At 39.9% G+C, this 26850-nt stretch carries 19 protein-coding genes; 16 read left to right on the forward strand and 3 right to left on the reverse strand.

The features are described 5' to 3' along the window. Positions 1 to 30 precede the first annotated feature (30 nt). Entirely contained in the window at positions 31 to 1107 is a 1077-nt protein-coding gene (locus CDC37_RS22055) for a PstS family phosphate ABC transporter substrate-binding protein (RefSeq protein WP_096625166.1), read from the reverse strand. A gap of 782 nt (positions 1108 to 1889) precedes the next feature. On the opposite strand from CDC37_RS22055, the gene CDC37_RS22060 reads away from it, so the two are divergent. From CDC37_RS22060 to CDC37_RS22135, 16 genes are all read left to right on the forward strand, one after another. Next, positions 1890 to 2387: an FHA domain-containing protein gene (locus tag CDC37_RS22060; RefSeq protein ID WP_096625169.1), complete on the forward strand. Its 498-nt coding sequence runs from the start codon at positions 1890 to 1892 to the stop codon at positions 2385 to 2387. 268 nt (positions 2388 to 2655) lie between these two features. Continuing rightward, on the forward strand, positions 2656 to 4500 hold the full coding sequence (gene mrdA, locus CDC37_RS22065) for a penicillin-binding protein 2 (protein WP_096625171.1): 1845 nt from the start codon (positions 2656 to 2658) through the stop codon (positions 4498 to 4500). Positions 4501 to 5702: 1202 nt separating this feature from the next. Beyond that, the gene (locus CDC37_RS22070) at positions 5703 to 6725 is read left to right on the forward strand and encodes a hypothetical protein (RefSeq protein WP_096625173.1); all 1023 of its coding nucleotides are present in this window, start codon (positions 5703 to 5705) and stop codon (positions 6723 to 6725) included. A gap of 1171 nt (positions 6726 to 7896) precedes the next feature. Then, positions 7897 to 10119 carry a GumC family protein gene (locus tag CDC37_RS22075; protein WP_096625175.1) on the forward strand — a complete coding sequence of 741 codons (2223 nt, stop codon included), beginning with the start codon at positions 7897 to 7899 and terminating at the stop codon, positions 10117 to 10119. Between the two features lie 15 nt (positions 10120 to 10134). Continuing rightward, on the forward strand, positions 10135 to 11094 hold the full coding sequence (locus CDC37_RS22080) for a GNAT family N-acetyltransferase (protein ID WP_096625177.1): 960 nt from the start codon (positions 10135 to 10137) through the stop codon (positions 11092 to 11094). A 43-nt stretch (positions 11095 to 11137) separates the two neighbouring features. Then, the gene (locus CDC37_RS22085) at positions 11138 to 12469 is read left to right on the forward strand and encodes a flippase (RefSeq protein WP_096625179.1); all 1332 of its coding nucleotides are present in this window, start codon (positions 11138 to 11140) and stop codon (positions 12467 to 12469) included. 130 nt (positions 12470 to 12599) lie between these two features. Beyond that, entirely contained in the window at positions 12600 to 13577 is a 978-nt protein-coding gene (locus CDC37_RS22090; RefSeq protein WP_231943147.1) for a glycosyltransferase family 2 protein, read from the forward strand. 5 nt (positions 13578 to 13582) lie between these two features. Then, the gene (locus tag CDC37_RS22095) at positions 13583 to 14833 is read left to right on the forward strand and encodes a glycosyltransferase family 4 protein (RefSeq protein ID WP_096625181.1); all 1251 of its coding nucleotides are present in this window, start codon (positions 13583 to 13585) and stop codon (positions 14831 to 14833) included. Between the two features lie 82 nt (positions 14834 to 14915). Next, a complete protein-coding gene (locus tag CDC37_RS22100) occupies positions 14916 to 16154 on the forward strand; it encodes an O-antigen ligase family protein (RefSeq protein WP_157780818.1) in 1239 nt (412 codons plus the stop codon). Between the two features lie 55 nt (positions 16155 to 16209). Then, complete coding sequence (locus CDC37_RS22105) at positions 16210 to 17073, forward strand: glycosyltransferase family 2 protein (RefSeq protein ID WP_231943148.1); 864 nt, start codon at positions 16210 to 16212, stop codon at positions 17071 to 17073. A gap of 88 nt (positions 17074 to 17161) precedes the next feature. Next, on the forward strand, positions 17162 to 18328 hold the full coding sequence (locus CDC37_RS22110) for a glycosyltransferase family 4 protein (protein ID WP_096625187.1): 1167 nt from the start codon (positions 17162 to 17164) through the stop codon (positions 18326 to 18328). A gap of 77 nt (positions 18329 to 18405) precedes the next feature. Then, positions 18406 to 19500 (forward strand): NAD-dependent epimerase/dehydratase family protein, encoded by a 1095-nt coding sequence (locus tag CDC37_RS22115; RefSeq protein WP_096625189.1) that lies wholly within the window; start codon positions 18406 to 18408, stop codon positions 19498 to 19500. A 371-nt stretch (positions 19501 to 19871) separates the two neighbouring features. Next, positions 19872 to 20678 carry a WecB/TagA/CpsF family glycosyltransferase gene (locus tag CDC37_RS22120; protein WP_096625191.1) on the forward strand — a complete coding sequence of 269 codons (807 nt, stop codon included), beginning with the start codon at positions 19872 to 19874 and terminating at the stop codon, positions 20676 to 20678. A 5-nt stretch (positions 20679 to 20683) separates the two neighbouring features. Then, complete coding sequence (locus CDC37_RS22125; protein ID WP_231943149.1) at positions 20684 to 21886, forward strand: endo-1,4-beta-xylanase; 1203 nt, start codon at positions 20684 to 20686, stop codon at positions 21884 to 21886. 55 nt (positions 21887 to 21941) lie between these two features. Further along, complete coding sequence (locus tag CDC37_RS22130; RefSeq protein WP_096625193.1) at positions 21942 to 23369, forward strand: sugar transferase; 1428 nt, start codon at positions 21942 to 21944, stop codon at positions 23367 to 23369. A gap of 36 nt (positions 23370 to 23405) precedes the next feature. After that, positions 23406 to 24209 carry a PIG-L deacetylase family protein gene (locus CDC37_RS22135; RefSeq protein WP_096625195.1) on the forward strand — a complete coding sequence of 268 codons (804 nt, stop codon included), beginning with the start codon at positions 23406 to 23408 and terminating at the stop codon, positions 24207 to 24209. 96 nt (positions 24210 to 24305) lie between these two features. Here the strand turns inward: CDC37_RS22135 and rdgB are convergent, their stop codons facing one another. Both rdgB and CDC37_RS22145 read right to left on the reverse strand, forming a co-directional pair. Next, positions 24306 to 24884 carry an RdgB/HAM1 family non-canonical purine NTP pyrophosphatase gene (rdgB, locus tag CDC37_RS22140; RefSeq protein ID WP_096625197.1) on the reverse strand — a complete coding sequence of 193 codons (579 nt, stop codon included), beginning with the start codon at positions 24882 to 24884 and terminating at the stop codon, positions 24306 to 24308. Between the two features lie 203 nt (positions 24885 to 25087). Beyond that, positions 25088 to 26596 (reverse strand): UbiD family decarboxylase, encoded by a 1509-nt coding sequence (locus tag CDC37_RS22145; RefSeq protein WP_096625199.1) that lies wholly within the window; start codon positions 26594 to 26596, stop codon positions 25088 to 25090. Positions 26597 to 26850 lie beyond the last annotated feature (254 nt).

The following is a 26850-nucleotide window of genomic DNA, read 5'->3' on the forward strand; positions in this document are numbered from 1 at the left end:
GACAAACTGATAGGGAAATTCCCCAATCAGCTATTTTGCTTTCTGTTCCAACTCTAATAACTGCTCTATTTGTAATGCTGTTTCGCTTTTACCTGCGAACACACTTCCGGTTTTGTTGCTACTGAAACGTTGCTGGGCTAACCGATAGATTTTCTCTGGTAAGGGAATATAACCAACTGTACCCACGGTTAATTGAGCATTTTGCAGATAATATTCGACAAACTCTTTTAACTCTGGTTTGGATTGGACTGACTTGGCATTGACATAGATAAATAAAGGACGAGCAAGGGGTTGATACTGGGATTTTTCCACAGTTTCCCGGGATGGTAAGACAGGTCCCTGACCATTGTTGATTGCTAAAGCTCTGATCGGTCCTTTATTATCTTTATAGTAAACATAGCCAAAATAACCCAGAGCGTTGGGGTCATTAATTACACCCCTGACCAAAGCCATGTCATCTTCACTTGCAACATAATCTTTCCGACTCGAATCAGTTTTACCTACAATGGCTTCAGTAAAGTAATCAAAAGTCCCTGACTCATCCCCAGGTCCATAGAGATTAAGGGGTTGATCGGGGTATTCTGGACGAATTTGATTCCAACGGGTGATTTTCCCTTGCGCTGCTGGTTCCCAAATTTTCTTTAGTTCCTCAACGGTGATATCCTTAGCCCAGGTATTCTTGTTGTTGACCACTACAGTCAAAGCGTCGTAGGCTACTGGCAATTCAATAAATTCTACCCCATTGGCTTGACACTTATCGATTTCCGCTTGCAAAATAGGCCGTGATGCATTACTGATATCGGTCTTTCCTGTACAAAACTTCTCAAACCCACCCCTCGTCCCCGAAAAATTAACCGTAATCGTACCCCTGGTTTGGGTTTTATTTAATTGCAATTGTCCAGCGATCGCTTCGGTAATTGGATAAACCGTACTGGAACCGTCTATGATGATTTTAGCTGCGGCAACCTTATTGTCACTAACCGCTTGCACTGCAACCGAATTACCTGTCGGTTCTTCCTTCGCTTCCGGTGTCTGGTTTGTTGCACAAGCACTTGTCACTAGCAACATCCCTAACGCGATCGCTAATCCCCTCATCTTTGCCGGCATGATTTCCTACTTCATTGACAATGATACTACGATTTTCATCATTTCAAAAAAAATTGATTTGTTCAAGTAGTAAAGATGACTTGTTTACACTTATTTAACAATGGCAATATTTCTGCATGTATAGGAATCTTGCTTGATACAAAGGGAAAATAATTTTCGCGACAAATAAAATCGCTGTATTCCGTCCCTATTAACTGTTCCCTGTCTCCTGACCCCAAATGTATAATTTATTTAGCACAACTACTTCAATCTTTCTTGTATTCCTCCTTTCCTGGGAAAATCATATTCTTTTTCAGACGATTTATACCAAAAATTAAAGCAATAGACCCCAACTCACGCTAAACTATACCGATAGCTACCTAATAATTACTACCTATTGTGCTGTGTTCCCTGTATCCCGCTATTCCGAAATGGATAGACTTTCCCAACCGAGATACTTGACTTGGATTTCTCACAAGTTAAGTTGTAAACCTTGAGTAACGGATTGATTTTCCTTCTACGGACTATCCCGATGGGTTTTAGGGTGTTGTGAGAAATGCGGGTTTAACACTGTTTTTGAATTGATCGGCCTTATATAAGGGTCAGACGGGTCATCTCACGGTTGAGGTTATACGTAGTAAATCAAACACTTTATCGGTTGAAGTTGTATCGAAAAACAGGAGTACGGAGTCCTGTAAATACAGACATGATGTACCATGTAACTTTATTTTCCCAAAAAGCCGGCTAGGTCGTCCTCTGCGGTTCCCCGAAAGTGAAAACAGAACCACTCATTGAACCAAATCATGGTGATTAATCATCCATATACTTACTCAGGAAGCACCCACAAGGATACTATTAACGAAACTGCAATGGCAACAGAAGTCAACGAAAGCCATTTATTAATTATTGAGGACGACCAGGGACGGAAGGAATTTATCCTGGAACGTCCAGTTTATTCAATCGGTCGCGATCGCGATTGCGATATTCGTCTTTTTTCTCAGTTTGTATCTCGTCGTCACGCAACGTTGGTAAGACTACCACGGGATGACCAGGAATCAGGCTATTATTACCGAATAGTGGATGGAGATGCCAAAGGTAAACCCAGTTCCAATGGATTGCTAATTAATGGTCGTCGCATCCCAGCCCATGATATGAAAAATGAAGATGAAGTCGTATTTGGTCCCCAAGTGCGAGCAATTTATTACTTGTTGAAAGATTCTCAACAAACCGGGCAAACAGATTCAACTGAGTACGATATTACTTTGATTAATCCAGGAATGGCGGAAGACATGGAGGAGTAAAGCAACACACAGAAAAAGGGAGTAGCCTATATATAATGCTGACACCAGAACCGTAGATGCGCGTAGCACAGCTTTTAGAAAAGATGAAAGTGTTTTTTCTCCTACTTTCTTCCTCCCGCACTCCCTACTCCCATGTAAGCAGTAGGCTAGTCCCTGGGTTGATGGAATGACTAGAAAAAACGACAATGATTTTATACCGGGTCAGCGAGGTACTTTGACGTAAAAATATTATTGATTATTAGAAATCATATATTAATCAAGTTTTACTATGTCTTTACTACAGTCTTCGGGATTAGGGAAACAAAAAGATTCACGGACAGTTGGTCGCGGTTTCCAATCAGCATTTTTAATTTTATTAACATTCGCACTGACCAGTGTCATTGGTGTCCGCTTGGCCTATTTACAAATTATTGAAGGGGAAAAATATAGCCAAAGGGCAGATGCAAACCGGATTCGCACCATCCATAAACTACCGGAACGTGGTAACGTATTCGACCGCAATGGTAAAATTATCGCCACCACCTACTATCCCCGCTCTGTGTACTTGTGGCCGATGGCCCATACCGAACCAGGATGGGAAGAAAAAGTTGGTCCCCGTCTAACCAAAATTCTCGGTATTCCCCAAGAGGAAATCGAAGAAACACTGAAAAAAGCTGGCCCCGCTTCAACGAGTTTAGTCCGAATCGCTCGTGATATCAACGAAGCACAAGTTACCGCCCTCAAAGAATATGAACACGAATTACCGAGAGTAGAAATTCATACAGAGGCGGTACGTTTCTATCCCCACGGCAAAATGACTGCCCATGTAACTGGATTTACCCGCGAACTTACCCCAGAACAGTATGAGAAAAAGAAAGCAGATGGCTATCGTCTTGGTGATGTCATCGGACAGATGGGGATTGAACACGCATTTGAATCCACTTTGCGGGGTGAATGGGGTGGACAACAAGTTGAAGTGGACGGAAAAGGTAAGCCAATACGAGTATTAGGGGAAAAACAGGCTAAACCAGGTAAGAATATTACTTTGACCTTGGATTTAGATTTACAAAGAGTGGCGGAAAAAGCCCTGGGAGGAAGAAACGGGACTGTGATTGCCATGAATCCCCATAACGGGGGGATTTTGGCCATGGTTTCCCATCCCACCTTTGATCCAAACGTGTTTTCTAAACAAAACGCTTCCGCCAAGGAAATTCAAGCAGTTTTGCTGAATAAGGGTCATCCATTACTGAATCGGGCTTTACGAGCTTATCCCCCCGCTAGTACCTTTAAAATTGTGACTACTGCGGCTGGGTTAGAATCGGGCAAATTTTCCCCAAGTACCGTGCTACCAACCTTTGGCTCCCTAACCTTCGGCGGAACTCGCTTCGGAGAATGGAACCACGCTGGGTTTGGTCCCTTGGGTTGGACAGGAGCAATGGCTATGAGTAGTGACACCTTTTTCTATCAAATTGGAGCCAAAATTGGGGCAGAAAAATTAGTTGAATGGACAAGAAGGTTTGGTTTCGGTCAAAGAACTGGATTTGAATTCAAAATTGAAGAGTCCCGTGGTTTGGTTCCCGACCGGGATTATATTCTCAGAACAATGAAGCGTCCTCCCACCGTGGGTGATGCGGTGAATATGTCCATTGGTCAAGGAGCGTTGTTAACCACACCTTTACAAGTGGCGGTGATGTTCGCGGTTCCTGCGAATGGTGGATTCCGGGTGCAACCCCACCTGCTCAAGGATAACGAGGAAGCAAAATCTTGGCGGGAAACCACAGGGATGAAACCCCAGACGGCGAAAATTATTCGCGATGGTTTACGTCGGGTAATTACCGATGGAACCGCGAAAAAGTTAAATGTGCCGACAATACCACCAATGGCTGGAAAAACGGGAACAGCTGAAGCATGGACCGTGAATCGTGTCAAGCAAAATCACGCTTGGTTTGGGGGTTATGCTCCCGCAGATAAACCAGAAATTTTGGTAGTAGCTTTTGCTGAACATTCCGGTGGTGGTGGTGGTAGTGTCGCTGCACCAATGGCTTTGGAGGTGATGGAATACTATTTCCACCGTAAGTATCCAGGTAAGTATCAAAAGCCGGAAGCCAAGCAGGAACAGAAGAAAACCCGATAATTTTGAGTGGAGACGCAATATATCGCGTCTCCATAGATATTTCGTCTCTGATTCTGGATGCGTTGCAAACATTCGTATTTCCGATTGACGAAATGTTACTATTTCAAATAATCCCTATTAGAGGATGTTTGAAAAGTCAGCAATTGAGTAAAAAAAAGCTCTCAGAGCATGTTTGGAAAGTATCTGCTTAACTCACATCTTGCACCAAGAAAAGCTGATGGAAATAGAATACTCAGTATAAAGCTAAAAGTATTATCTTAGCTTTAAAAACAAACAATAGTACTGTAGCTATATCGCGTATATTTTGAAATTCAACGTATGTATACGTAAAGGTGTAAGTATAAATTAAGTCTCAAGTGATACTCAGGGATACGAATCGCAAATCCGAAAACCCTATTCTCTCCTAGCAGTTTTTCAGTAGATGAGTCGTGAAAGATACGCTGTAGAACTTTTAAAACAACCTCTGAGCGTAAACGATATTAGAACTGAAAACCTTGAATTGCATCGGTTGGGGAGTCACTACGTTGCGCGGGTTCCCCTAGCGATAATTATATAATTATCCTGAACTATTCCCCAATTCCTACTCCCTACTCACCCTATTTACAAGCAAGGAACAAAAAGTATCTATTTTCTAGTCAATGTAGTTGAATCTAGGCTAAAAGCTGATTACTTGACGCTAAAGCCGATTGTCTGAAAATCAGGGAATTTACCCACAAGTGTTTTTTTGTTCAAATATGAGGAATCCGATTTGAACAGAGGCTATTTGAGCAAATCCTCAAAATACAAGGAATCTGTTCCAAATTCAGAAATAATTCCTATGATTTTAACGCTTTTTGCTGACCTGTTTGGTTTAGACATAGCCAAACTGGTAACAAATTAACAGCTCTTTGTACTTAGTATAGACTAACTTTCAAGTCAGCCCCCCATGTAGTTTGGATAAAACCAAAGGGAGGGAAAAACCGCTTTCATCTCCCAGAGAAGCAGCGCTACGCACATTGACTATTTTGCTGCAAGCAGTGTGTGTAGTCTATTCCCTATTTACGAGTTATCCATTAAAAAGCAGTCTGCTATTTTTGCACTGCGTTCATGATTGATTATTTTTATTGTTATTGTGAGTCGGTTTAGGTAATTAATTTCAATGTATTTTGATGTGCTGATACCCCTAAATATTTATTTCTAAGAATGGAGTTTAATAATTAAGAATGGAAATTTCTCCTAAGTTTAATCACCGTCAGCCCAATAATACCACTAAAATTGTGCAGGCGATCGCTGTCTTCGCACTAACTAGTATTTTCTCCGTTGGTGGTAGTTTCAATGTCAGTGCCAATACCATTGCCAATCCAGTTGTCAACATTTCCAACCGTCTGCGTCCACCATCTATCCCCGTCAATAATCTTCCGAGAACAGTTAAAAATGCGGTTCTACGGGATGCTGCGCGTCGGAATAAAATTCCCCGTCGTCAATTAGAAATTATCAGTGCTACCGAACACACTTGGCGGAATGGCTGTTTAGAATTGGCTCGTCCGGGAGAATTATGTACTCAAGCTTTAGTTCCAGGTTGGCGGGTGGTAGTTAGCGATCGCCAAAAAAGTCAAACTTGGGTGTACCATACTAACCATAATGGACGAAATCTGCGTTTTGCCTCCAGTAGCGTCCAACCGCCAATTAGTGATAATTTACCCAGAAGAGTACGGGATGCTGTTTTCAAAGCTGCATCACAACGTTTAAAAGTACCCACATCCAGGTTAAATTTAATTCAAGTCCAACAACGAACTTGGCGGAATGGCTGTTTAGAAATCATCGATCCAAACCGTTTGTGTACCCAGGTGATGGTGGAGGGTTGGCGAGTTGTAGTCGGTATGCAGGAACAAACTTTAGTCTACCATACCGACGAAACTGGCAACGTGGTTGTTCTCAACCAAAATGACAGTACAATCATCGGTGAAAATCCCCAGGTGAACCTACCCCGTCGGATTCAAGAGCAAATTATTTCCTATCTAGTCAGAGCTACCGGATTCCCTGCTCACCAACTGCGAATTAGTGACGCTCAAGAAATAACTGTAGATGGCTGCTTAAGTTTACCTGCACCTCAAGAACGCTGTACTAGAATTGCTTTGCCTGCCTATCGAGTTACCGTGGTTGGACAAAATTTACGGGCTATTGTGCATATTTTACAGGATGGTAGACAAATTCGCCTCGATCGCCAGGCTAGCACTATCCCCTGACCATAAACTATTGTCCATAATCAAAAGCGATCGCTATTCGATGAAGAGACGTAGCCATGCTATGTCTCTTGTCGAACCAGAATATTCCAATCGGATTCCGATGCAATCCTTGTCACCTCCGTACATCCGTACATAGGTAATTTCAGCAATCAAACCAGGTGCTGACAGTATCCTCACTCATTGTTACGTTACGAGTCACCATACTAAGTGTGTTCCTTGAGAGCTAACCTGTCACCAATCCTCTCCAAACTTCTGTTATGACCGGATTTTCAATACTTCAAGAAACCAAAATAAAGTATTTATAAAGTTTTTGTAAAGTTAGGTATACTTATGCCCATGTAGATGTATTATTATTTGTGGAGAGTAAATCAAAGTCAGATACACAATATAAATCAATTTCAAAGCTAATAATTTTTGCAGATAAGTCTCAGAACTCGCTTAACTGGTAGTTTGATACCAGTCGAATAAACTGAGGCTGTAATTTTTGGTGTGTGACACGAATTGAATTAAGCAAATTATTTTTCTCAGGGGAATGCATTATGGTTTTTGGTTTTCTAGTGGTCTGTCCCATTAATTTTGATAGGTGAGAGAAGGCAAGTAGTTGCGCTAGCCTTCGACAACCCTGCGGGTGTAGCACTTGATATTAAAGCTTTTTCGGGGTTAGAGCTACTACCACAAACCCCTCACTCAAAACTTGGTGGAGTAATAGATTGTTTTCAAGGTAATTTTAAGTGATGGGTAGAGTTAAACCCTTCATAAACTCTAGTTACACCTTATATGTTCTGCTGTTTATGAAAAATATGCGGATTTAAATTTAAACAAGCTTTGATGAAGAGTGTTTTCTCAAGGTTGAATTGAGAATAAAATCCTAGTCTGTAGGATTGAAGCCCACTAAAGTATGAAAAAATAGCTTTTTTAATAGATATTGTAGTTCCCTATCGGCAGTAGTGATGCAGCCAATCTCGAGATTGGATTGATTGGTGGTGCCATACATTGTAATCGGAAGAAGGTGAAGTGATGTGAATCGTTTTCGCCTATCCCTTGTTTTTGGATGTTAGGGTATTCACACGCAAGTTTATGCACAAGTGTAAGGTATGAAACTTTTAGAAAAATCTTTGAACATAACCACCAAAATTCCAGTCTATGTCATCAATCATCTGGGTATTTGGTAATGTTTGAGCATAGAGAAAATATTGAAGATATAAATTTTTACAAATATTGGCTGATTCTCCAACGGCGTAAGGTTGTAGTATTCAGTGTCTTTGGCTTGATTGTGGCACTAACATCACTGTTTATCTTGTCGCTAAAGCCAAGTTACCAAACAGAAGCAAGTGTTTTGATTAAAACCAATCGTTCTTCCTCCCTAACCGGACTAGGGGAAATACTAGGCAAAATAGAATCATTGACCCTACAGGGAAACCCCCTAGATACACAGGCACAAATTATCGTCTCACGTCCTATTATCGAAAAGGCCATTAGGGAACTTGACTTGAGAGATAAAAAAGGCAGACTTTTACCAGTTAAAGCTTTTTCCAGTTTGAAAGCCACGGGAGCTAAGGGTACAGATATTATACAAATTTCCTACACCGATGAGAACCCGGTCAGGGCGGCAAAATTTGTCAATAAAATTATTGAAATTTATATCCAACAAAATATTCAAGCCAACCGAGCAGAAGCGGTTTCAGCTAGCAAATTTATACTAGAGCAACTGCCGAAAACAGCAGCTTCTGTCACTAGAGCAGAATCAGACCTGCGCCAATTTAAGGAAAATCATCGAATTATTTCTTTAGCTCAGGAAGAGTCCGCAGGTGTACAAGCGATCGCGAGTTTAGAAGATCAACTTGCTCGCACACAGGCGGAACTTGCTTCCGTAAATGCTCGGTTACAGCGACTACAGAAACAGGCCAGTATTGATTCTGAGCAGACCGTCATCCTCGCTTCCCTGAGTCAAGCTCCAGGACTTCAGCAAATCCTCACTCAACTACAAGAAGCACGCACTCAACTTGCAGTTGCTAGAACTCGTTTTCATCCCCAGCATCCCCAAGTTCTCAATCTAGAAGAGAAAACTGCAACCCTGAATAAATTGTTACAAGAACAGGCGAAACAGGTATTCGGTGACAATCCACCCCCTGGTTTAAAGAATTTTCAAATAGGGGAACTGCGACAGGGATTACTTCAGGATTTTGCTCGTGTGGAAACAGAACGACTTGCTTTAGAAAAGAAAATTACAACCCTATCCCAGCAGTTAGCAGCCTACAAAGATCGAGCAAAACAGTTACCGAAGCTAGAGCAAACCCAAAGACAGCTAGAGCGGAAATTGCAAGCATCTCAAACCACCTACGAATCCCTACTCAAAAAGCTACAGGAAGTTCAACTAGCTGAAAATCAAAATATTGGGAACGTGCGCATCGTTTCCCCTGCTTTTATTCCTGAGCAACCCACAGCTTCTCGCAAGCAATTAATCTTGGGAGGTGGTATAGTTATCGGCGCTCTCATGGGAATTATCGCTGCTCTTGCATTGGATTTGATGGATCAATCCCTCAAAACAGTCAAGGAAGCAAAAGAACTGTTTCAATACACATTGTTGGGTGTTATTCCTGCTATTAGTGACGGTTCAAAAAAAAGCATACTCCGAAGACAGGAAACGGGTGAACAAATACCCAAAATCATTGATCGAGATATACCTCATTTCCCGATAGGAGATGCATATCAAATATTACAATCAAATTTAAACTTTCTCTCTGACCAGCAACTTAAAAGCCTTGTAGTCACCAGTTCCTTACCCAAGGAAGGAAAATCTTTTGTTGCTGCCAATTTGGCAGTGACAGCAGCACAAATGGGGCGTAAAGTATTACTTGTAGATGCTGATATGCGTCACCCCATTCAGCATCACATTTGGGGGCTTTCTCACCAGCATCCAGTTGGTTTAAGTAATCTAATTACCAATCAAATGAATACAATTACGCCTATTGAGGCAGTGATACCGAATCTATCCATTCTTCCTTGTGGGACTTTGCCGCCAAATCCCCTATCACTACTGAACTCCCAGCGCATGACTGAACTGGTTCAGAGTTTTGTCCAAGATTTTGATTTAGTGATTTTTGACACAAATTCTGTCCTAGGAACAGCAGATGCGAGTACTTTAGGTCGGTTGACTGATGGTATGTTGCTGGTGGTTCGCCCAGGAGTACTGGATGTCAATAGCGCAAATGCAGCCAAAGAATTATTGAGTCAATCTAGTCAGAATGTGTTGGGAATGGTGATCAATGACGTGAGTAAAAATAGAGAGCCAGAGAGTTATATATACTACTCTCAAGAATCCGTGGAAACTGGGAATCCGTTATCTAACTTACGTTTCCGGAAATCAGTTCCTAAAACAGAACAATGTTCGTAAGAAACTAAGCTGAAGATGAATATTTACTCTTCTCCAGAATTCCTGGAAGCTTTTAATAAAGCCTATTTCCCAGATATTAAACTTCATTTAGAAGACTTTTTGCTTCAAGATAAAATTTGGCGATTACCCACATTACCCAGTGGTGAACCCATAACAAAATGGCAATTCATTGATTTTTTCGAGCCTGTTTCACCTGCACAAGTTAAATCCTGGGATGTGAAAAAAGTAAATCATATTACCAGGGTTTGTGATGGGATTGTCACAGTTCAAGAGTGGTTTGAGCAAAATTTATTCATCCCATATACGGCTTCACCCCTAATTAAATGGAGTGACTTTAATACTTGGGATTCGTTTTGGCATCATCTTAAACAAAAAGATACTAAACTCTGCCGTGACTCGGAGCGGAGAAAACGTAAATTGGAAAACGATATCGGTTCAGTAAATTTTAGATGGCAAGACACTAGACCAGAAGCCTTTGATTTCTGCATCAAATTTAAATCATTACAGTTTCGAGAATCCCATCAATTATTTCAGAATATCAAAAACCTCCTATTTTTTCAGGAACTAGCTAAATCTGGTTTATTGGTAGTTTCAAGTTTATCTGTTAACGATCAGTTAATTGCGGTCGATTTTGGTGCGATTTGGAACCACCGTTTTTATTCGTGGATTTCAGCTTACGACCAAAAATACAGTATCTACGCACCGGGTCGTTTATTAATGCACATGACGATGGCAAGCAGCTATCAACAAGGACATAAAGAGTTTGATTTTTTACTAGGAGGAGAAACCTACAAGTGGAACTATGCCACACATTCACGCTTAATTACAGAACTGGGAGGAGTTGGGAGCTATATCAAATCATCGGTAAAGAAACAACCTCTGTATATATACGGAGTCAAACAACTCAAGCAAGTTAAACGGGAATTACGTAATATCCCAGAAAGGATGAAATTGAGTATAAAATCCTCAAAATAATCTAATCCTAGTAGAAAAAAACTCACTTTTTGTAGTTTTATATATGTCTTTTTTATTACAAATTCAATTTAGAATTAGGAAGTTATTCCCGTTTACTTCTAATTCCAAACTCAAGGCTGTGATTGCGAATATTAGTTGGCTATTCTTTGACCAAGTTCTGCGCATGGGAACAAGTCTTGTCGTTGGAGTTTGGGTTGCACGCTACTTGGGGGTTCAGCAGTATGGTATTTTGAATTATGCGATCGCATTTGTCGCTCTATTTAGTCCAATTGCAAATTTGGGTTTAGATAGTATTGTCGTTCGTGACTTAGTGCGTGATGGTTTAGAGCGAGAAAAAATACTAGGAACAACCTTCTGGTTGAAGGTGTTTGGTGGTTTTATCTCCTTACTATTAGCACTTACTTGTATTCTATTTTTACGGCAAAATGACCACCTGACAGTCTGGATTGTAGTGATTTTAGCAACAGCAGGAATCTTTCAAGCCTTTGATACGATTGACTTTTGGTTTCAGTCCCAAGTTCAGTCCAAGTACACAGTAGTTGCTAAAAATACATCTTTTCTGGTGATAGCTCTGGTGAGAGTTGCTCTCATTCAGATGCAAGCACCTTTAATTGCCTTTGCTTGGACAGCATTAGCGGAGATTGGACTAGGGGGAATTGGTTTAGCCATCGTCTACAGAGTCAAGGGATGGTCTTTGTCACTATGGCGTTGGAGTTTACCGCTAGCCAAAAAACTGCTGAAGGAAAGTTATCCTTTGATTCTTTCCGGTTTTACCATCATGATTTACATGAGAACCGATCAGATTATGCTGGGTCAAATGATTGGAGATAGTGCAGTTGGGAACTATTCCGCAGCGACTCGAGTTTCCGAGATGTGGTATTTTATTCCGATGGCAATTACTTCTTCCGTTTCCCCCGCGATTTATGAAGCGAAGGAGAGTAGTGAAGTACTTTACTATCAACGAATCAAAAAATTGCTGCGACTGATGGTGGGTATTTCGATTTTCATTGCCATACCGATGACATTTTTTGCAGATACCATCATCACCATGCTGTTTGGAGATGGATACGCAGAAGCAAAAACAATCCTCGCCATTCATATTTGGGCTTCCCTATTCGTCTTTTTAGGTGTAGCCACATCACCTTGGTTTATTGCAGAAAACCTCACCAATTTATCTTTACGGAGAACTCTCATTGGGGCAATAGCAAATATTATACTTAACCTCTTTCTGATTCCTAGATATGCGGGGTTTGGCGCAGCGATCGCGACTGTCATATCTCAAGCATTTGCTTCATTTTTAAGTAATGCCATTAATCCAGAAACACAAAAACTATTCATCATTCAAATCAAATCCTTCCTCTTTTTGCAAAAATAATTTCCATCTTTTTCAAATTTTAAGTCAAAGTGGATATATGATAAGATTACGATAATTATTTCATCAGATAAAAATAATTTTTATCAAATCAACATCCATTTCTTAATGACGATTAACTAGCAGCAAAAGCATGAACACATACCAAATAAAAACACCAGTCGCTTTGATTATTTTCAAACGACCGGACACCACTGCAAAAGTATTGGCTGCCATTCGCGAAGCAAAACCACCCAAGTTATTTGTGATTGCCGACGGACCACGAATTGACCGTCCCGATGAAATCGAAAAGTGTGCTGCGGCTCGCGCAATCATTGAACAAATCGATTGGGATTGTGAGATAATAAAAAACTATTCTGACGCTAATTTAGGCTGTGCAAAGCGTGTTTCTAGTGGCATTGACTGGGTTTTTAGTCATGTAGAAGAAGCAATTATTTTAGAAGATGATTGTGTTCCCCACCCTAGCTTTTTTCGTTTTTGTGAAGAATTACTAGAGAGGTACAGATACGATACCAGAATAGCTGCAATCTGTGGCGATAATAGTTTTGTCGGAAGTCAGCGCACAAATTACAGTTACTATTTCTCTCGTTACAATCCCTGTTGGGGTTGGGCTAGTTGGAGACGCGCTTGGCAAAACTATGATTTATACATGCGTCTATGGCCAGAGATTCGGTCACAGGGTTTTTTGAAAGATATATTAAAAGACGACCTTGCTGTTAAGTATTGGGATAATCTTCTGGAAGCAATTTACAAAAATCCCCTTGGTATAACCTGGGACTATCAATGGACATTTGCCTGTTGGTTACATAATTGTGTGAGCATTGTTGCCAATGTAAATTTAATTTCTAACATTGGATTTGGCATCGATTCAACCCATTTTACCGACGAGAAAAGTAGTCTATATGAAAACTTACCTACAACAGAAATCCAGTTTCCCCTCAAGCATCCACCCTTTGTCATCCCAGATTACCAAGCAGATAAATTCAAAGAAAAGTATGACTACCAAATTACCTACAAAAGGCAACTAAAAGCGGACTTAAAAAACTTGCTCCAAACAATCAAAAGACAAATCATGAATTGGAAAATGATATTTGCTTTCCATAATGGCTAAAGAACATGAAAATTTTACATATCAGCACATCTGACACAAATGGGGGTGCAGCTCGTGCTACCTATCGACTACATCAAGGATTGCGAGATATCAATCTAGATTCTCAAATATTAGTGCAAGAAAAACTTAAGAATGATAAAACAGTTATTGCTCCGGAAATCCGCCTACATCAAGGTATAGCAAGGGCAAAAATCACTTTTGACGCTTTACCGCAAAAGCTTTACCATCAACGACAAGAAAGTCTCTTCTCCCTGCAATGGCTTCCCGATCGGGTAATTCCGAGATTAAATGCCATTAATCCAGATATCATCCATTTGCACTGGATTAGTGTCGGATTTATGCAAATAGAGACCATCGGTAAAATCAACCGTCCCCTAATATGGACACTGCATGATATGTGGCCCTTTACAGGTGGATGTCATTGCACAGGGGAATGCGATCGCTATCAAGTTTCCTGCGGAAAATGTCCTCAACTAGGGAGTCAAAAAAATTGGGATTTATCCCATTGGACATGGAAACGGAAAGCAAAAGCTTGGAAAAATTCCCGGCTAACTCTAGTTTCACCGAGTCATTGGTTAGCCGAGTGTGCTAGCTCTAGTTCCCTATTTAAAGATTCATGCATCGAAATCATTCCCCACGGATTAGACATTCAAAAATACAAACCCATCGACAAAAAGTTAGCCAGAAAACTACTGGATTTACCCCAGGATAAGCAACTCATTCTCTTCGGTGCAATCAAACCCACCAGTGATAAAAATAAAGGATTTCATTTATTACAACCAGCGCTGCAAAATTTAAGTCAGTCTGATTGGCAAGATAAATTAGAAGTGGTGATTTTTGGAGTCTCCCAACCAGAAAATCCCCCTGATTTAGGCTTTAGGTCTCACTATTTAGGAAGTTTTCAGGACGACCTTTCCCTGTCATTAGTTTACTCTGCTGCTGATGTCATGATTGTTCCGTCCCTGCAAGAATCCTTCGGACAAACAGCCAGTGAATCCCTAGCTTGTGGAACCCCAGTAGTAGCGTTTAATGCAACCGGATTAAAAGATATAGTCAGTCACCAAATAAATGGCTATTTAGCAAAGCCCTATGAAGTAGAAGATTTAAAACAAGGAATAATTTGGGTTCTGGAAAACCCAGAAAGATATCAAAAATTATCCTATTATTCACGGCAAAAAGTAGAGCAGGAATTTACTATCGAAATTCAAGCTCAACGCTATTTAAATCTTTATACTGAAATACTTCGTGATTTATAATTATTCGTAAAAATCAATGATAAGTGATAGATTGTCTCATAGATTTAATAGCATTTTTTTATCTAAATTAGAAACCCCAATTGTGGCATTTTTGCTTTTATTTGCTGAAGCTTTAAATGTGCCATTTATCCCACCAGTAATTATCAATAGTTTTAGCTATGCCACTGTCCTGTTTCTGATTGCAATCAGATTGAGAAGATTTGCCTATTTCTTACTCAAAGATATATCTTTTGTCTCATTAATCATATTAGCAGTCCTTTCAGTTTACTGGTCTATTAATCCTTCAGAGACCCTCCAGGAAGTCAGAGCGCTTGTGCGTTCAATGTTTTTTAGCATCTACCTAGCACTACAATACAATCCGACGGAGCAGATAAAACTATTATCTTGGGTGACAGGCTTGGCAATTTTACTAAGCTTTATTGTGTGCTTACTTTTTCCTTCCTATGGAATAGCTAGCGACCCTGATAACTATTCAGCCTGGACAGGGATTTTTACCCACAAACAAATATTTGGTCGCTTCTTGTCGTTTTCCGCTTCAATATTTCTGGTAAGAGCAGCCTATCAGCGAAATCAGCACTGGCTAAATTTTGTGTTACTTTCCTTGATATTAATACTGACTGTATTTTCTCAAAGTAAAACCAGCTTAATGGGATTTTTTATACTTGTAATGTTTCTGCCTTTTTATCGGATAGCCAGACAAAAAGGGACAAGATTTTTGTTGATGCTCATAACGTTATTGATAGCAATTTGCCTAGCAATTATCCTGACTTTGAATTTGCAAACAATCGTTGTTGATATGCTAGGTAAAAACCTAGAATTCAACGGACGTACACCAATTTGGACAATGATAATAGAAAAAGGATTACGAGAACGTCCCCTGTTAGGATACGGATATAATGCATTTTGGACTTCTGATGTGTCTACTCCTATTCTGATGAATTCTTGGGCTAGAGGACAAGAAAACTTTGTGAGTGGTGAAGATATATTCCATGCCCACAACGGCTTTATCGATTTATTTATTCAGTTGGGTATAGTTGGAGTTGTGATTTTTATCGTGAATTTTCTTGAAACTATACGTAAAACGGTATATTTACTATTTGCCACCAGAAGGGTGGAATACTTTTGGATGCTGGAGTTTTTGTTAATCTATCTAATTTTCAATTTTATTGAAGGGCAAACCCTACTATCAACAAATAATATATTATGGTTATCCTATGGATATGTTTCCGTATCTTCCTCAGTACATTATGGACATTTAAAAAATCTCTTTAATCACGGAAAAAATAGGGAACACTCAAGATACTTAGTTACGAATGAATGATTTTCTGAAAAAAGAATTTTTAACAACTGTTACATGATTTAATTCACACAAAAAAATGATGCAAGAATATAACTTAGCTGTTTTAATGACCTGCCATAATCGACAAGCAAAAACATTAGCTTGTTTAGAAAAATTATTTCAACAGAGCTTACCGGAGACAGTCAAAATCCAAGTTTATTTAGTAGATGATGGTAGCACTGACGGAACAACCGCAGCTGTGATGAAATACTTTCCCGCAGTCAAAGTAATTCCAGGTAGTGGTAATCTATTTTGGAATGGTGGAATGAGGTTGGCTTTTAGTGAAGCCGTCAAATACAATTATGACTTTTACCTCTGGCTGAATGATGATACTCTGCTCTATCCCCAAGCGATTAATTGTTTAATACAAACCTATGAAGATTTAGCTCAACAAAATTATCAATATCCAGTGATAGTTGGTTCTACACAAGATCCAAAAACTGGACAACTGACCTATGGAGGAGTTAGTAAAAGCTCTTGGTGGCATCCGTTAAAATTTGATTTGGTGGAACCGGGTACAAGTCCAAAACCTTGTCTCACACTTAATGGTAATTGTGTCCTCATTAGTCGAGAAGTTGCTAGTCTGGTTGGCAATTTGGATTCAGGGTTTATTCATAGCACTGGAGACCTGGATTATGGATTAAGAGTTCAACAAAAAGGCGGTTCTGTTTGGATTGCACCGGGTTATATCGGAACTTGTGAATACAATGCCATCAGACATCAAGCTTGGGACGAACCGAACTTAACCTTGCGTCAAAGATGGCAAAAAATAAATCAACCAAAAGGTCTACCAATTTATGAATGGAAATTGTTTTCCTCCCGTCATGCAGGTTTACTTTGGCCTTTTTATTGGTTGATACCTTACATCCGACTATTTCTGAAGTCGCCTTGGGTTTTTTAGATGGAATTGAAATCTGTCAAGGTCAGTAGAATATTTAAGTATTTGAGCGAATAAGTCTTCGATGAATCAAAGCTTCCCATAAATCAAAATGAACAAAAACATCAATTATAAAATAGCCTTTCTTTACCCCTCGGTTGAGCTAGGGGCTTATTGGCAGCCAGTATTAAAAGAAATAAAAAAAATGCTGGAGCAGACGATTTTTTTTACTGGTCGTTTGTGGCCTGGTTTTGATGCAAATCTTCCTGGTAATTCAGTGATTCATGTTGTGGGTAAAACTAGATTTATTAAGTTTTATGGTAAAAGAAACGATGGGTATGATAGGGGATTATATTTTGTTTCTCCTGCCATTATTTTCCCCTTACTCCAGTTTAAGCCAGATGTTATTTTTACTAGTGCTTTTTCGATCTGGACGATGATGGCTATTCTATTCAAACCACTCATGAGATGGCGAATCGTCATGATGTGGGATGGCAGTTCTCCCAATGTAGATTGTAGTGATTCTCAAGTTCGCTCACAACTAAGACGCATTATTAGTAAGTTTGTGGAAGCGTTTATTACTAATAATAATGCTGGCAGAAATTATTTAGTAAATTCCTTAAATATTGCTCCAGAAAAAGTATTTGTAAAGCCATATATGGTTCCAGATACCAAAGCATTATTAGATAGGGTAAATACATCCACCTGTGATATTAAAGTTCCCAATGGTAAATCTCCAGTCTTTTTATATGTGGGAAGATTGGAAACCAGAAAAGGTATTCATCTTCTATTGCAAGCTTGTGCCATTTTGAAACAGCAAGGCTACACTGACTATACCTTAATGATTGTAGGGGATGGAGTACAACGGGATGAATTTCATTCTCTTTCTCAGAGCTATCAATTAGAGGAGTGTGTGGAATGGGTTGGATGGGTAAATTATGGAAAGTTAGGACATTATTTTCAGGCTGCCGATGTTTTTATCTTTCCGACTTTAGAGGATATTTGGGGAATGGTTGTATTGGAAGCAATGGCTTTTAGTAAGCCAGTTTTATGTTCTCAGTTAGCGGGAGCAGCAGAGATGATAGTTGAAGGGGAAAATGGCTATATTTTTGATCCCTATCAGCCAGAAACGATTGCGGAGGCAATGAAGCAATTTATCCATCATCCAAATTTAAGTAATCTGATGGGGGAGAAATCTCAGCAATTAATATTGCCCCATACTCCCCAAGCAGCAGCAGAATTTTTCGTGGATATAGGAGCTTACGTGATGAGCAAATAAGTGAAAAATTAAAAGTTAAAAGACAGTTAAAAGACAATCATAAAAAAGAAGATTAATTTCATTGGAGGAGTATAAAAATGAGCGTAGCTATTATTACTGGATCGGCTGGTTTAATTGGTTCTGAAGCAGTACGTTTTTTTAGTAAATTAGGTATGGATGTTATCGGTATTGATAACGACATGCGTAAATTTTTCTTTGGTGAAGAAGCTTCGACAACATGGAATCGTAGGCGTTTGCAAGCAGAAATATCCAACTATGAACATTATGATATTGATATTCGGGAATACTCAAAAATCGAAGGGTTATTCAAAAAATTTGGGAAGTCTATATCTTTGATTATTCATACAGCAGCACAGCCTTCCCACGACTGGGCTGCTCGAGATCCATTTTCCGACTTTTCTGTTAATGCTAACGGTACATTAAATCTGTTACAGGCAACTAGGAATTACTGTCCAGAAGCCGTATTTATTTTTACCTCAACCAATAAGGTATATGGAGATTTACCGAATTATCTTCCCTTGATCGAGTTGGAAAAACGCTGGGAAATCGAACCATCCCATAAATATCAAGGTGGTATTTCGGAAGATATGAGTATAGATCAAAGTAAGCATTCCTTGTTTGGAGCATCTAAGGTTGCAGCAGATGTTTTGGTGCAAGAATATGGTCGTTACTTTGGGATCAAAACAGTTTCCTTTCGAGGGGGATGTTTGACAGGACCAAATCATTCGGGAACACAGCTACATGGGTTTTTAGCTTATCTGATGAAGTGTGCTGCAACGGGTAAACATTATACGGTCTTTGGTTACAAAGGTAAGCAAGTGCGGGATAATATTCATTCCTCTGATTTGATTGCTGCATTCTACGAATTTTATCAAAATCCTGGTGTTGCAGCAGTGTATAACATTGGGGGTGGTCGTGAAAGCAACTGTTCGATGTTAGAAGCGATTGATATTTGCCAATCGATTACTGGTCGGGAAATGAACTATTCCTATGAAGATAGTAATCGCAAGGGTGATCATATTTGGTATATCAGTAATCTTTCTAAGTTTAAATCAGATTATCCCAACTGGTCGATTAAGTATAACGTCACGCAAATTTTGCAGGAAATTTACGACTATAACATTGAGAAATGGACTAAAGAGGATAGTTCTCTTTTGGCCGGTGTTTCCTAGTGGTTCATGTCATTAAATTTAAAGGCTTGTAGTAGTAGCTTTAGTCTTAAAAAGCTTTAATATAGAGTACTAAACCTGCATTTCTCACAAATTCCTAAAACTTACAGGGATTAGGGAATAGGGAGTAGAAGGAAAATTAATCTGTCACTCAATACTTATAACTTACTCGTGAGAAATCCGGGTACAGCGCTACTACTAACCTTTCCCCATCAAAATTAATGTGGTGGAGTACTAGTCTAGAACAAGCCTGTGGATACAACTACGAACAGCATATTTTTGGGTTGCCAAACTATGAGGTTGAGTTGTTCAAAGGTATAAATCTTCCAGATGAAAATATACGTTTTAATGAGGTTTTATGAGGTGCAGTTTCAATGATTAATCTGGGTAAGTATCCGATTTTAGGCATTAATGTACATGCTGTGGATTATGAGTTTGCTGTCGCAAAAATTGTGACAGCAGCAAAAAATAGGTATCCTTTTGCTGTTAGTGCTTTAGCTGTTCACGGGGTAATGACAGGTTTTTTAGATCCGGTACATGCTCGACGTTTGAATGGAATGGATTTGGTTGTACCTGATGGTCAACCTGTCCGTTGGGCTTTAGGATGGTTACACAAGAAGAAATTACCCGACCGTGTTTATGGCCCGAATTTAACCTTACGGGTAGCTGAAGCTTTTGCGGAACAGGGGTTGTCTGTTTATTTGTATGGCAGCAAACAAGAGACTTTGAAGATGTTTGCGGAAAATCTGACAGTTGCTTATCCGGAGTTGAAAATAGTGGGTATGGAGCCTTCTAAATTTCGTAGACTCACAAGGGAGGAGCGTCTAGAGTTGGTAGAACGCATTCATTCTTCTGGTGCGAATGCAGTCTTTTTGGGTTTAGGTTGTCCGAGACAGGAAGTGTGGGCTTACGAATATAGAGAGCTTCTGAATATTCCGATTTTGGCGGTAGGTGCTGCTTTTGATTTCCATGCAGGAACTTTACCGCAAGCACCTCGATTTTTACAAGATAGGGGTTTGGAGTGGTTATTTCGTTTATTTCAGGAACCGAAGCGTTTGTGGCAACGTTATTTAGTACTTAATCCTTTATATCTGTGGAATGTATTTTTACAATATTTGGGTTTGAGAAAGTTTATTCCTGCTAGACCGGATGGTAGTGAAAAAATAGAGTCATATGGATAGTTGATATGCCTTTACAATTGTTTGATATGGCTAAACATCAAAAATTACTAAAACGACGTAATTTTTTGATTTCTTTGGGTGCTTTAGCAGCTATTGGTTCTGGTATCGGTTGGAGAAGGTTAAAATCCTACACCCAAGCGTTGGCAGTAGATAATCCGATGAGGAATTTCCATGTAGCGAATGATTTACCCCTGCGCAGACGGGTGACAACAAAGGGGTTAATATATGGGGCATATACGGAGACTGATCACAAAGTATTCTCCCAAAATCAAACATTACAATCTAGTTTTGTACAAGAATGTGGGCTGCTTTTAGGAGGGTTTTACTGGGGGATAATAAGACCTAATGCAACTGATTTTGATTTTAGTCAAACAGATTATTTTGCCAATTTTGCGTCTGAAAATGGGATGCTGTTTCGTGGTCATCCCCTGATTTGGCATGATTTTCCTCCGGATTGGTTGAATGAAAGATTTAAAAGTGCGAAAACAACTCCCAGGGAAATCCGAGATATTTTTACAACTCATATATCCACTGTTGTGAAGCGTTATGCAGGAAGGATTCATTCTTGGGATGTGGTGAATGAGGTGGTTCATTTAGATGATGGACGTAGGGACGGTTTGCGCACAAGTCCGTGGTTAAAGTTTGTTGGTCCTGATTATATCGAGCTTGCTTTTAAGACGGCAGCGAGTGCAGATCCCAACGCTTTACTAGTTTACAATGAAAATTATCTGGAGTATGACACCCGTGAGTATGATGCAAAAAGAGATGCCGTACTCAAATTACTGGAACATTTAAAGTCAAAAAGAACACCTGTTCACGCTTTAGGAATTCAATCACATCTATTAGCCCATGAGACTCGTTTTCATCCCAACAAGCTGAGAAAATTTTTAGCGGATGTTGCGAATTTGGGTTTAAAAATCATGATTACGGAGTTGGATGTAATTGATGCTGAGTTACCGGCAGATATCAAAGTGCGCGATCGCATTGTTGCTAGTACTTACGAAGATTATCTTTCAGTCGTTTTAGATGAGCCGGCGGTAATTGCGGTAATTACTTGGGGTTTAAGTGATAAATATACCTGGTTGTCGGAGGCTGCTCCCCGTCCTGATGGTCGAGCGGTACGTCCTTTGCCTTTAGACTCGAACTTTGAGCGTAAGTTGGCCTGGAATGCGATCGCTAGGGCTTTTGATAATGCTCCTAAACGTTAATTAGCTGCATGATTGATGAAATTTTTGATTTTTAAATAAGAAAATCTCAAAATTTATGGTGTACAAAACTCTACCTTTAATCCACTCTAAATCCGACTTAAGGTCTGCTCAATCTTTACGGATACAAAGAGGTTTACCCAGCAAAATTCTACGAGTTCTTACTCTCCTATCTCTGGATATATTTGCTTTGGTGACTGCACGATATTTATCATTCATTTATGGTACTCCATTGGAATCTCCTTGGACTCAGAAATTACCTTTTCTATTACTATCTTTGATAATTGAAATCACGATTATTGCCTCCCAAGGTTTATATCAAGCAGGTAATAGCCGTCGTAATTATCTGGCTCTGATGAAGGCTCTGTCTTTATCTGTTGTTTTACTGTTACTGATTGCTTTTTTGTATGAGCCAAATTATTATGTCTCCCGCTCGACCTTTCTGATTTTTTGGTTGGTATCGATAATTTTAACAATTAGTGGTCGTTTATTATTCGATTTTATTATCAAAGCTTTACGCAGTAAAGGGGCAATTAGGCATCCAATTTTCATTATCACAGATGCAGCAGAGCAAGCATCCCATATTCGATTAGTGGAGCGAGAAAAGTGTTATGTAATTGAGGGTATTGCTGACTCTAAATGTCTAGATTGGGAAAATCGAGAGGCAACTTTTAGGTATTTACGTAATCAGGGTATTATTGAGGCTTTTGTTTCCTGGAGTTCAATTAAAGACCGTTTATATGTTTGTTGGAATTTTTATACTGCTGGGATTACCTTGCGTATATTGCCAACAAATAATGAACTTTGCTATCCAAAGTCTTTGTTTAGAATGATTGGTGATGTTCCTTGTTTAACTATTCCGGCACCAATTATTACTGGTACAGATTTTTGGATCAAACGTTGTTTTGACCTTTGTGCAGCCACAATACTAATTTGTTTGATATCGCCACTTTATTTGGTCATTGCCTTGTTAATTAAGTTAGATTCTCCTGGTCCAATATTGTTCAAGCAAACTCGTATTGGTTTACATTGTAAACCGTTTAAAATCTGGAAATTTCGGACAATGGTGGCAAATGCGGAAAAATTACAGGCTGCGTTAGAGGCGAAAAATGAAAATAAAGATGGGGTTTTATTTAAATTAAAAGAAGACCCACGAATTACCAGAGTTGGTAAATTTTTACGCCGCTATAGTTTAGATGAACTGCCTCAATTATTTAATGTCTTGCTGGGAGAGATGAGTTTAGTGGGTCCGCGTCCGCTTCCGAATCGGGATGTGGAGAGATTTAAATCGGCTTACTTTATTCGTCAGGAAGTTTTACCTGGTATTACGGGATTATGGCAGGTTTCTGGTCGATCTAATATTGATAATTTTGAAGATGCGGTCAAATTGGACTTGAAATATATTGAGAATTGGTCTTTGTGGTTAGATTTACAAATTTTGTTGAAAACGGTACAAGTGGTGCTGCAAAAAACTGGTGCTTATTAGGGAATATAGTTAAAGGTTGGAGCAAGTGGAAAATTTATGATAGTCAAGTATGTGCTGAAAATCATCAGAAAAATACTTCCTGATATTTGGTTGAAAAAAGTTAAGTATATCCATTCCTCTCTACTTCGGAGATTGATTCTGAATTATGGTAGTGAGAAATTGGAGTTTAATCATAAACCGATTATGGTTTTTTCTCCCCATCAGGATGATGAAACTTTTGGATGTGGAGGAATGATTGCTCTTAAGCGGGAATTGGATATACCGGTTGTGGTTGTTTTTTTAACTGATGGGGGACTGGGTTTTGTTGATTTGGAAGCTGAAAAGCAAAGAAGTATTATTCAAACTCGTCAGCAGGAAGCAATTACTGCATTAAAAGTTTTGGGAGTAGAGGAATCATCAATTTATTTTTTAAATAAACCGGATGGTAATTTACAAACCTTAAGGATAGAGGAAAGAGAAAATACAATTAAGGATATTTGTCATCTTCTAGAAATATATCAACCTGGAGAAGTGTACGTTCCTCACTATCGCGATTGTCATCAAGACCATGAAGCCACCTATCAATTTGTTCAGGAAGCGATAAAGCAAACTAGGATAAAGGTGGAATTATTTCAATATCCGATTTGGCTATTTTGGGAAGCACCTTTATTTGTGAAGTTGAAATTCAGGGATATTGCCAAGGCTGTGCGATTTTCAATTACTCCTGTGCGGGATAAAAAACATCAAGCTATCTCTTCCTATGGTTCTCAATTAGAGATTTTACCCCTTGATTTTGTGAAGCTGTTTCTAGGTTCCTATGAGATATTTTTCGCGGCTGATAATGTAGATATGGATGTCTAATATGGGAATAATTAGAGACACGATATATATAACTAGAGACGCGATATATCGTAGAGACGCGATATATCGCGTCTCTACATGGATGTTGGGTAATTGCTAATTCAGTTCTAATTCCTGTAGTTTTGGGATTAAATCGGCAAATGCTAGACCACGATGGCTAATTCTGCGTTTCTGGTCGGGTGTCATTTGGGCATAGGTCAGTTGTTGTTCTGGTACGTAGAAAATTGGGTCGTAACCAAATCCACCGCTGCCACGAGGTTCTTCTAATATAGTACCAGGACAGATACCGGTAGATTGAAGCGCGATCGCACCATCGGGTTTGGCTAAGGCAACTACACACACAAACCTAGCTTGACGGTTGGGATTGCCACTTAGTTCTGTGAGTAACCGATGAATGCGATCGCTGTCTGTAGAACCGTAGCGGGCTGAATAAACCCCTGGTGCGCCATTGAGTGCATCCACTTCTAAACCCGAATCATCGGCGATCGCCCATTTACCTGTGGCTAATGCTACCTGGGAAGCTTTTAAACAAGCATTTTCCGCAAAGGTTGTACCAGTTTCTGCTATTTCTAATTCATCGGGTTTGAGAACTAATTCCCAATTTAAGCCAGTTAAGTAGGCTTGCATTTCTTTGAGTTTACCGGGATTTCCCGTTGCGACCACAAGTTGAAACATCTTCTTAATATACTTTACACACTGATATATTAATAATTCGTAATTACGGACAAAATTAATAATTAATTCATTCAGGTCTTGAGCAACCTAATTTATTAATGTAAAACACAAAAATGTATAGCATCATGATTCAAGCCGCAGATTTTAATCGTAGGGTAAAAATTACGAATTACGAATTACGAATTACGAATTACCGATTCCCTTCACATATCATAACCAAACAAATTCGGGTCAACTTCCCCTAATTGTAAATCAGCGAAACCGTATTCTCCCCAGCGACGTTCCACCATTGCAGCCACTTCGGGGTCGGATTCTAAAGGTAAACCCCAGTCGTGGTCAGTTTCGGGGGGAATTTTTGTGGTTGCGTCGATTCCCATTCTGCCTCCCAAACCTAGTTTTTCGCTGGCAAAATCGAGGGTATCAAAAGGGGTATCGGGAAGGATGAACACATCTCGGTTGGGGTCAACTTTGGAACTGATAGCCCAGACAACTTGACGGGGGTCGCGAATATTAATATCCTTATCGACGACAATCACAAACTTGGTGTAAGTAAATTGGGGTAAGGCACTCCAAAAAGCTAAAGCTGCTCGACGTGCTTGTCCAGGATAGGCTTTATCGATGGAAATTATCGCCGCTTTATAACTGAGGGCTTCCATTGGTAGGAAAAAATCGACGATTTCGGAAACTTGCTGACGTAAAATTGGTGTGTAGATCCGGTTGAGGGCGATCGCCATCATTGCTTCTTCTTTGGGAGGACGACCGCTAAAGGTGGTTAGGTAAATGGGGTCACGACGATGGGTTAGGCAATGGAATCTAATTAGGGGGGCATTTTCATTAATACCACCGTAGTATCCCATGTGGTCGCCAAAGGGACCATCGGTCATCACTTCCCCTGGGGTAATTGTTCCTTCTAAAACGATTTCTGAGTCGGCGGGTACTTCCAAATCCAAGGTTTTACATTTAGCCAATTTTACACCTTCACCACCGTATAAACCCGCAAACAACCATTCCGATAAATCGACGGGGATGGGTGTAGCTGCTGCCATAATCACCAATGGATCGACACCGAGAGCGATGGCAATTTCGAGTTTTTTCCCTTTTTCCGCAGCTTTACGTAGATGACGCGCTCCTCCCCGTACCGATAACCACTGTACGGTCATGGTATTCCGGGATTGTTGTTGTAACCGATACACTCCCACGTTGGGAATTCCGGTTTCGCAATCCTTGGTAATTACTAAACCCAGGGTAATAATTTTCCCTGCATCACCGGGGTAGGGACGGATGAGGGGTAGCTTATTTAAATCCACCTCATCATCCTGCAATACTACCTGTTGACAGGGGGGAAAAAAATCCCGTCCGGGTTTGGCTTTGAGGACATCAAACAAAACCTTCCCAAAATCGATGGCTTGGGATATTTTTTTAGGTGGTTTAGGTTGCTGCAACATGGCTAACTTTTTCCCCAATTCTTCCAATTCCAGGGGATGTTGCATATTCATGGCCCAGCAAATCCGTTCCACCGTCCCCATAACATTCACCGCAACCGGAAAATCGGCTCCCTTGACATTTTCAAATAATAAAGCTGGACCTCCTTTTGCCAACATGCGGTTAGAAATTTCGGCAATCTCCAAATCCGCATCAACGGGGACAGTGACCCGTTTGAGTTGTCCCCGCTCTTCGAGTAACTTGATAAATCCCCGTAAATCTCGTGCCATGTTTCCTATCCGATTTTGCCGTTTCCTGTTTGGTTGCGCTTTTTTATATTATCGCGTTCTCGGCGGAAAATAGGGAATGGGTGGAAAGTAGAAACCTATAGAACCTAATACATGGGAATCTGATTTGAATATGGTTCGACAGAGCTTCACCATAAAATGATTTGTGTCGCTAGGGAACAACGTCATAACTAGTTTTGTACCTAGTCTGATGGGAAAACGCTATATTTAGCCTACATAATTTTGAATCATCATGA

Source organism: Calothrix sp. NIES-3974 (genome assembly GCF_002368395.1).
Classification (GTDB): Bacteria; Cyanobacteriota; Cyanobacteriia; order Cyanobacteriales; family Nostocaceae; genus NIES-3974.

Coding starts and splice junctions, on each gene's coding strand:
- CDC37_RS22080 (WP_096625177.1), top strand. CDS start 10,135: ATGAATATTTACTCTTCTCCAGAATTCCTGGAAGCTTTTAATAAAGCC.
- CDC37_RS22085 (WP_096625179.1), top strand. CDS start 11,138: ATGTCTTTTTTATTACAAATTCAATTTAGAATTAGGAAGTTATTCCCG.
- CDC37_RS22075 (WP_096625175.1), top strand. CDS start 7,897: ATGTTTGAGCATAGAGAAAATATTGAAGATATAAATTTTTACAAATAT.
- CDC37_RS22090 (WP_231943147.1), top strand. CDS start 12,600: ATGAACACATACCAAATAAAAACACCAGTCGCTTTGATTATTTTCAAA.
- CDC37_RS22135 (WP_096625195.1), top strand. CDS start 23,406: ATGATAGTCAAGTATGTGCTGAAAATCATCAGAAAAATACTTCCTGAT.
- CDC37_RS22130 (WP_096625193.1), top strand. CDS start 21,942: ATGGTGTACAAAACTCTACCTTTAATCCACTCTAAATCCGACTTAAGG.
- CDC37_RS22115 (WP_096625189.1), top strand. CDS start 18,406: ATGAGCGTAGCTATTATTACTGGATCGGCTGGTTTAATTGGTTCTGAA.
- CDC37_RS22055 (WP_096625166.1), bottom strand. CDS start 1,107: ATGCCGGCAAAGATGAGGGGATTAGCGATCGCGTTAGGGATGTTGCTA.
- mrdA (WP_096625171.1), top strand. CDS start 2,656: ATGTCTTTACTACAGTCTTCGGGATTAGGGAAACAAAAAGATTCACGG.
- CDC37_RS22070 (WP_096625173.1), top strand. CDS start 5,703: ATGGAAATTTCTCCTAAGTTTAATCACCGTCAGCCCAATAATACCACT.
- rdgB (WP_096625197.1), bottom strand. CDS start 24,884: ATGTTTCAACTTGTGGTCGCAACGGGAAATCCCGGTAAACTCAAAGAA.
- CDC37_RS22095 (WP_096625181.1), top strand. CDS start 13,583: ATGAAAATTTTACATATCAGCACATCTGACACAAATGGGGGTGCAGCT.
- CDC37_RS22060 (WP_096625169.1), top strand. CDS start 1,890: ATGGTGATTAATCATCCATATACTTACTCAGGAAGCACCCACAAGGAT.
- CDC37_RS22110 (WP_096625187.1), top strand. CDS start 17,162: ATGAACAAAAACATCAATTATAAAATAGCCTTTCTTTACCCCTCGGTT.
- CDC37_RS22145 (WP_096625199.1), bottom strand. CDS start 26,596: ATGGCACGAGATTTACGGGGATTTATCAAGTTACTCGAAGAGCGGGGA.
- CDC37_RS22105 (WP_231943148.1), top strand. CDS start 16,210: ATGATGCAAGAATATAACTTAGCTGTTTTAATGACCTGCCATAATCGA.
- CDC37_RS22125 (WP_231943149.1), top strand. CDS start 20,684: ATGCCTTTACAATTGTTTGATATGGCTAAACATCAAAAATTACTAAAA.
- CDC37_RS22120 (WP_096625191.1), top strand. CDS start 19,872: ATGATTAATCTGGGTAAGTATCCGATTTTAGGCATTAATGTACATGCT.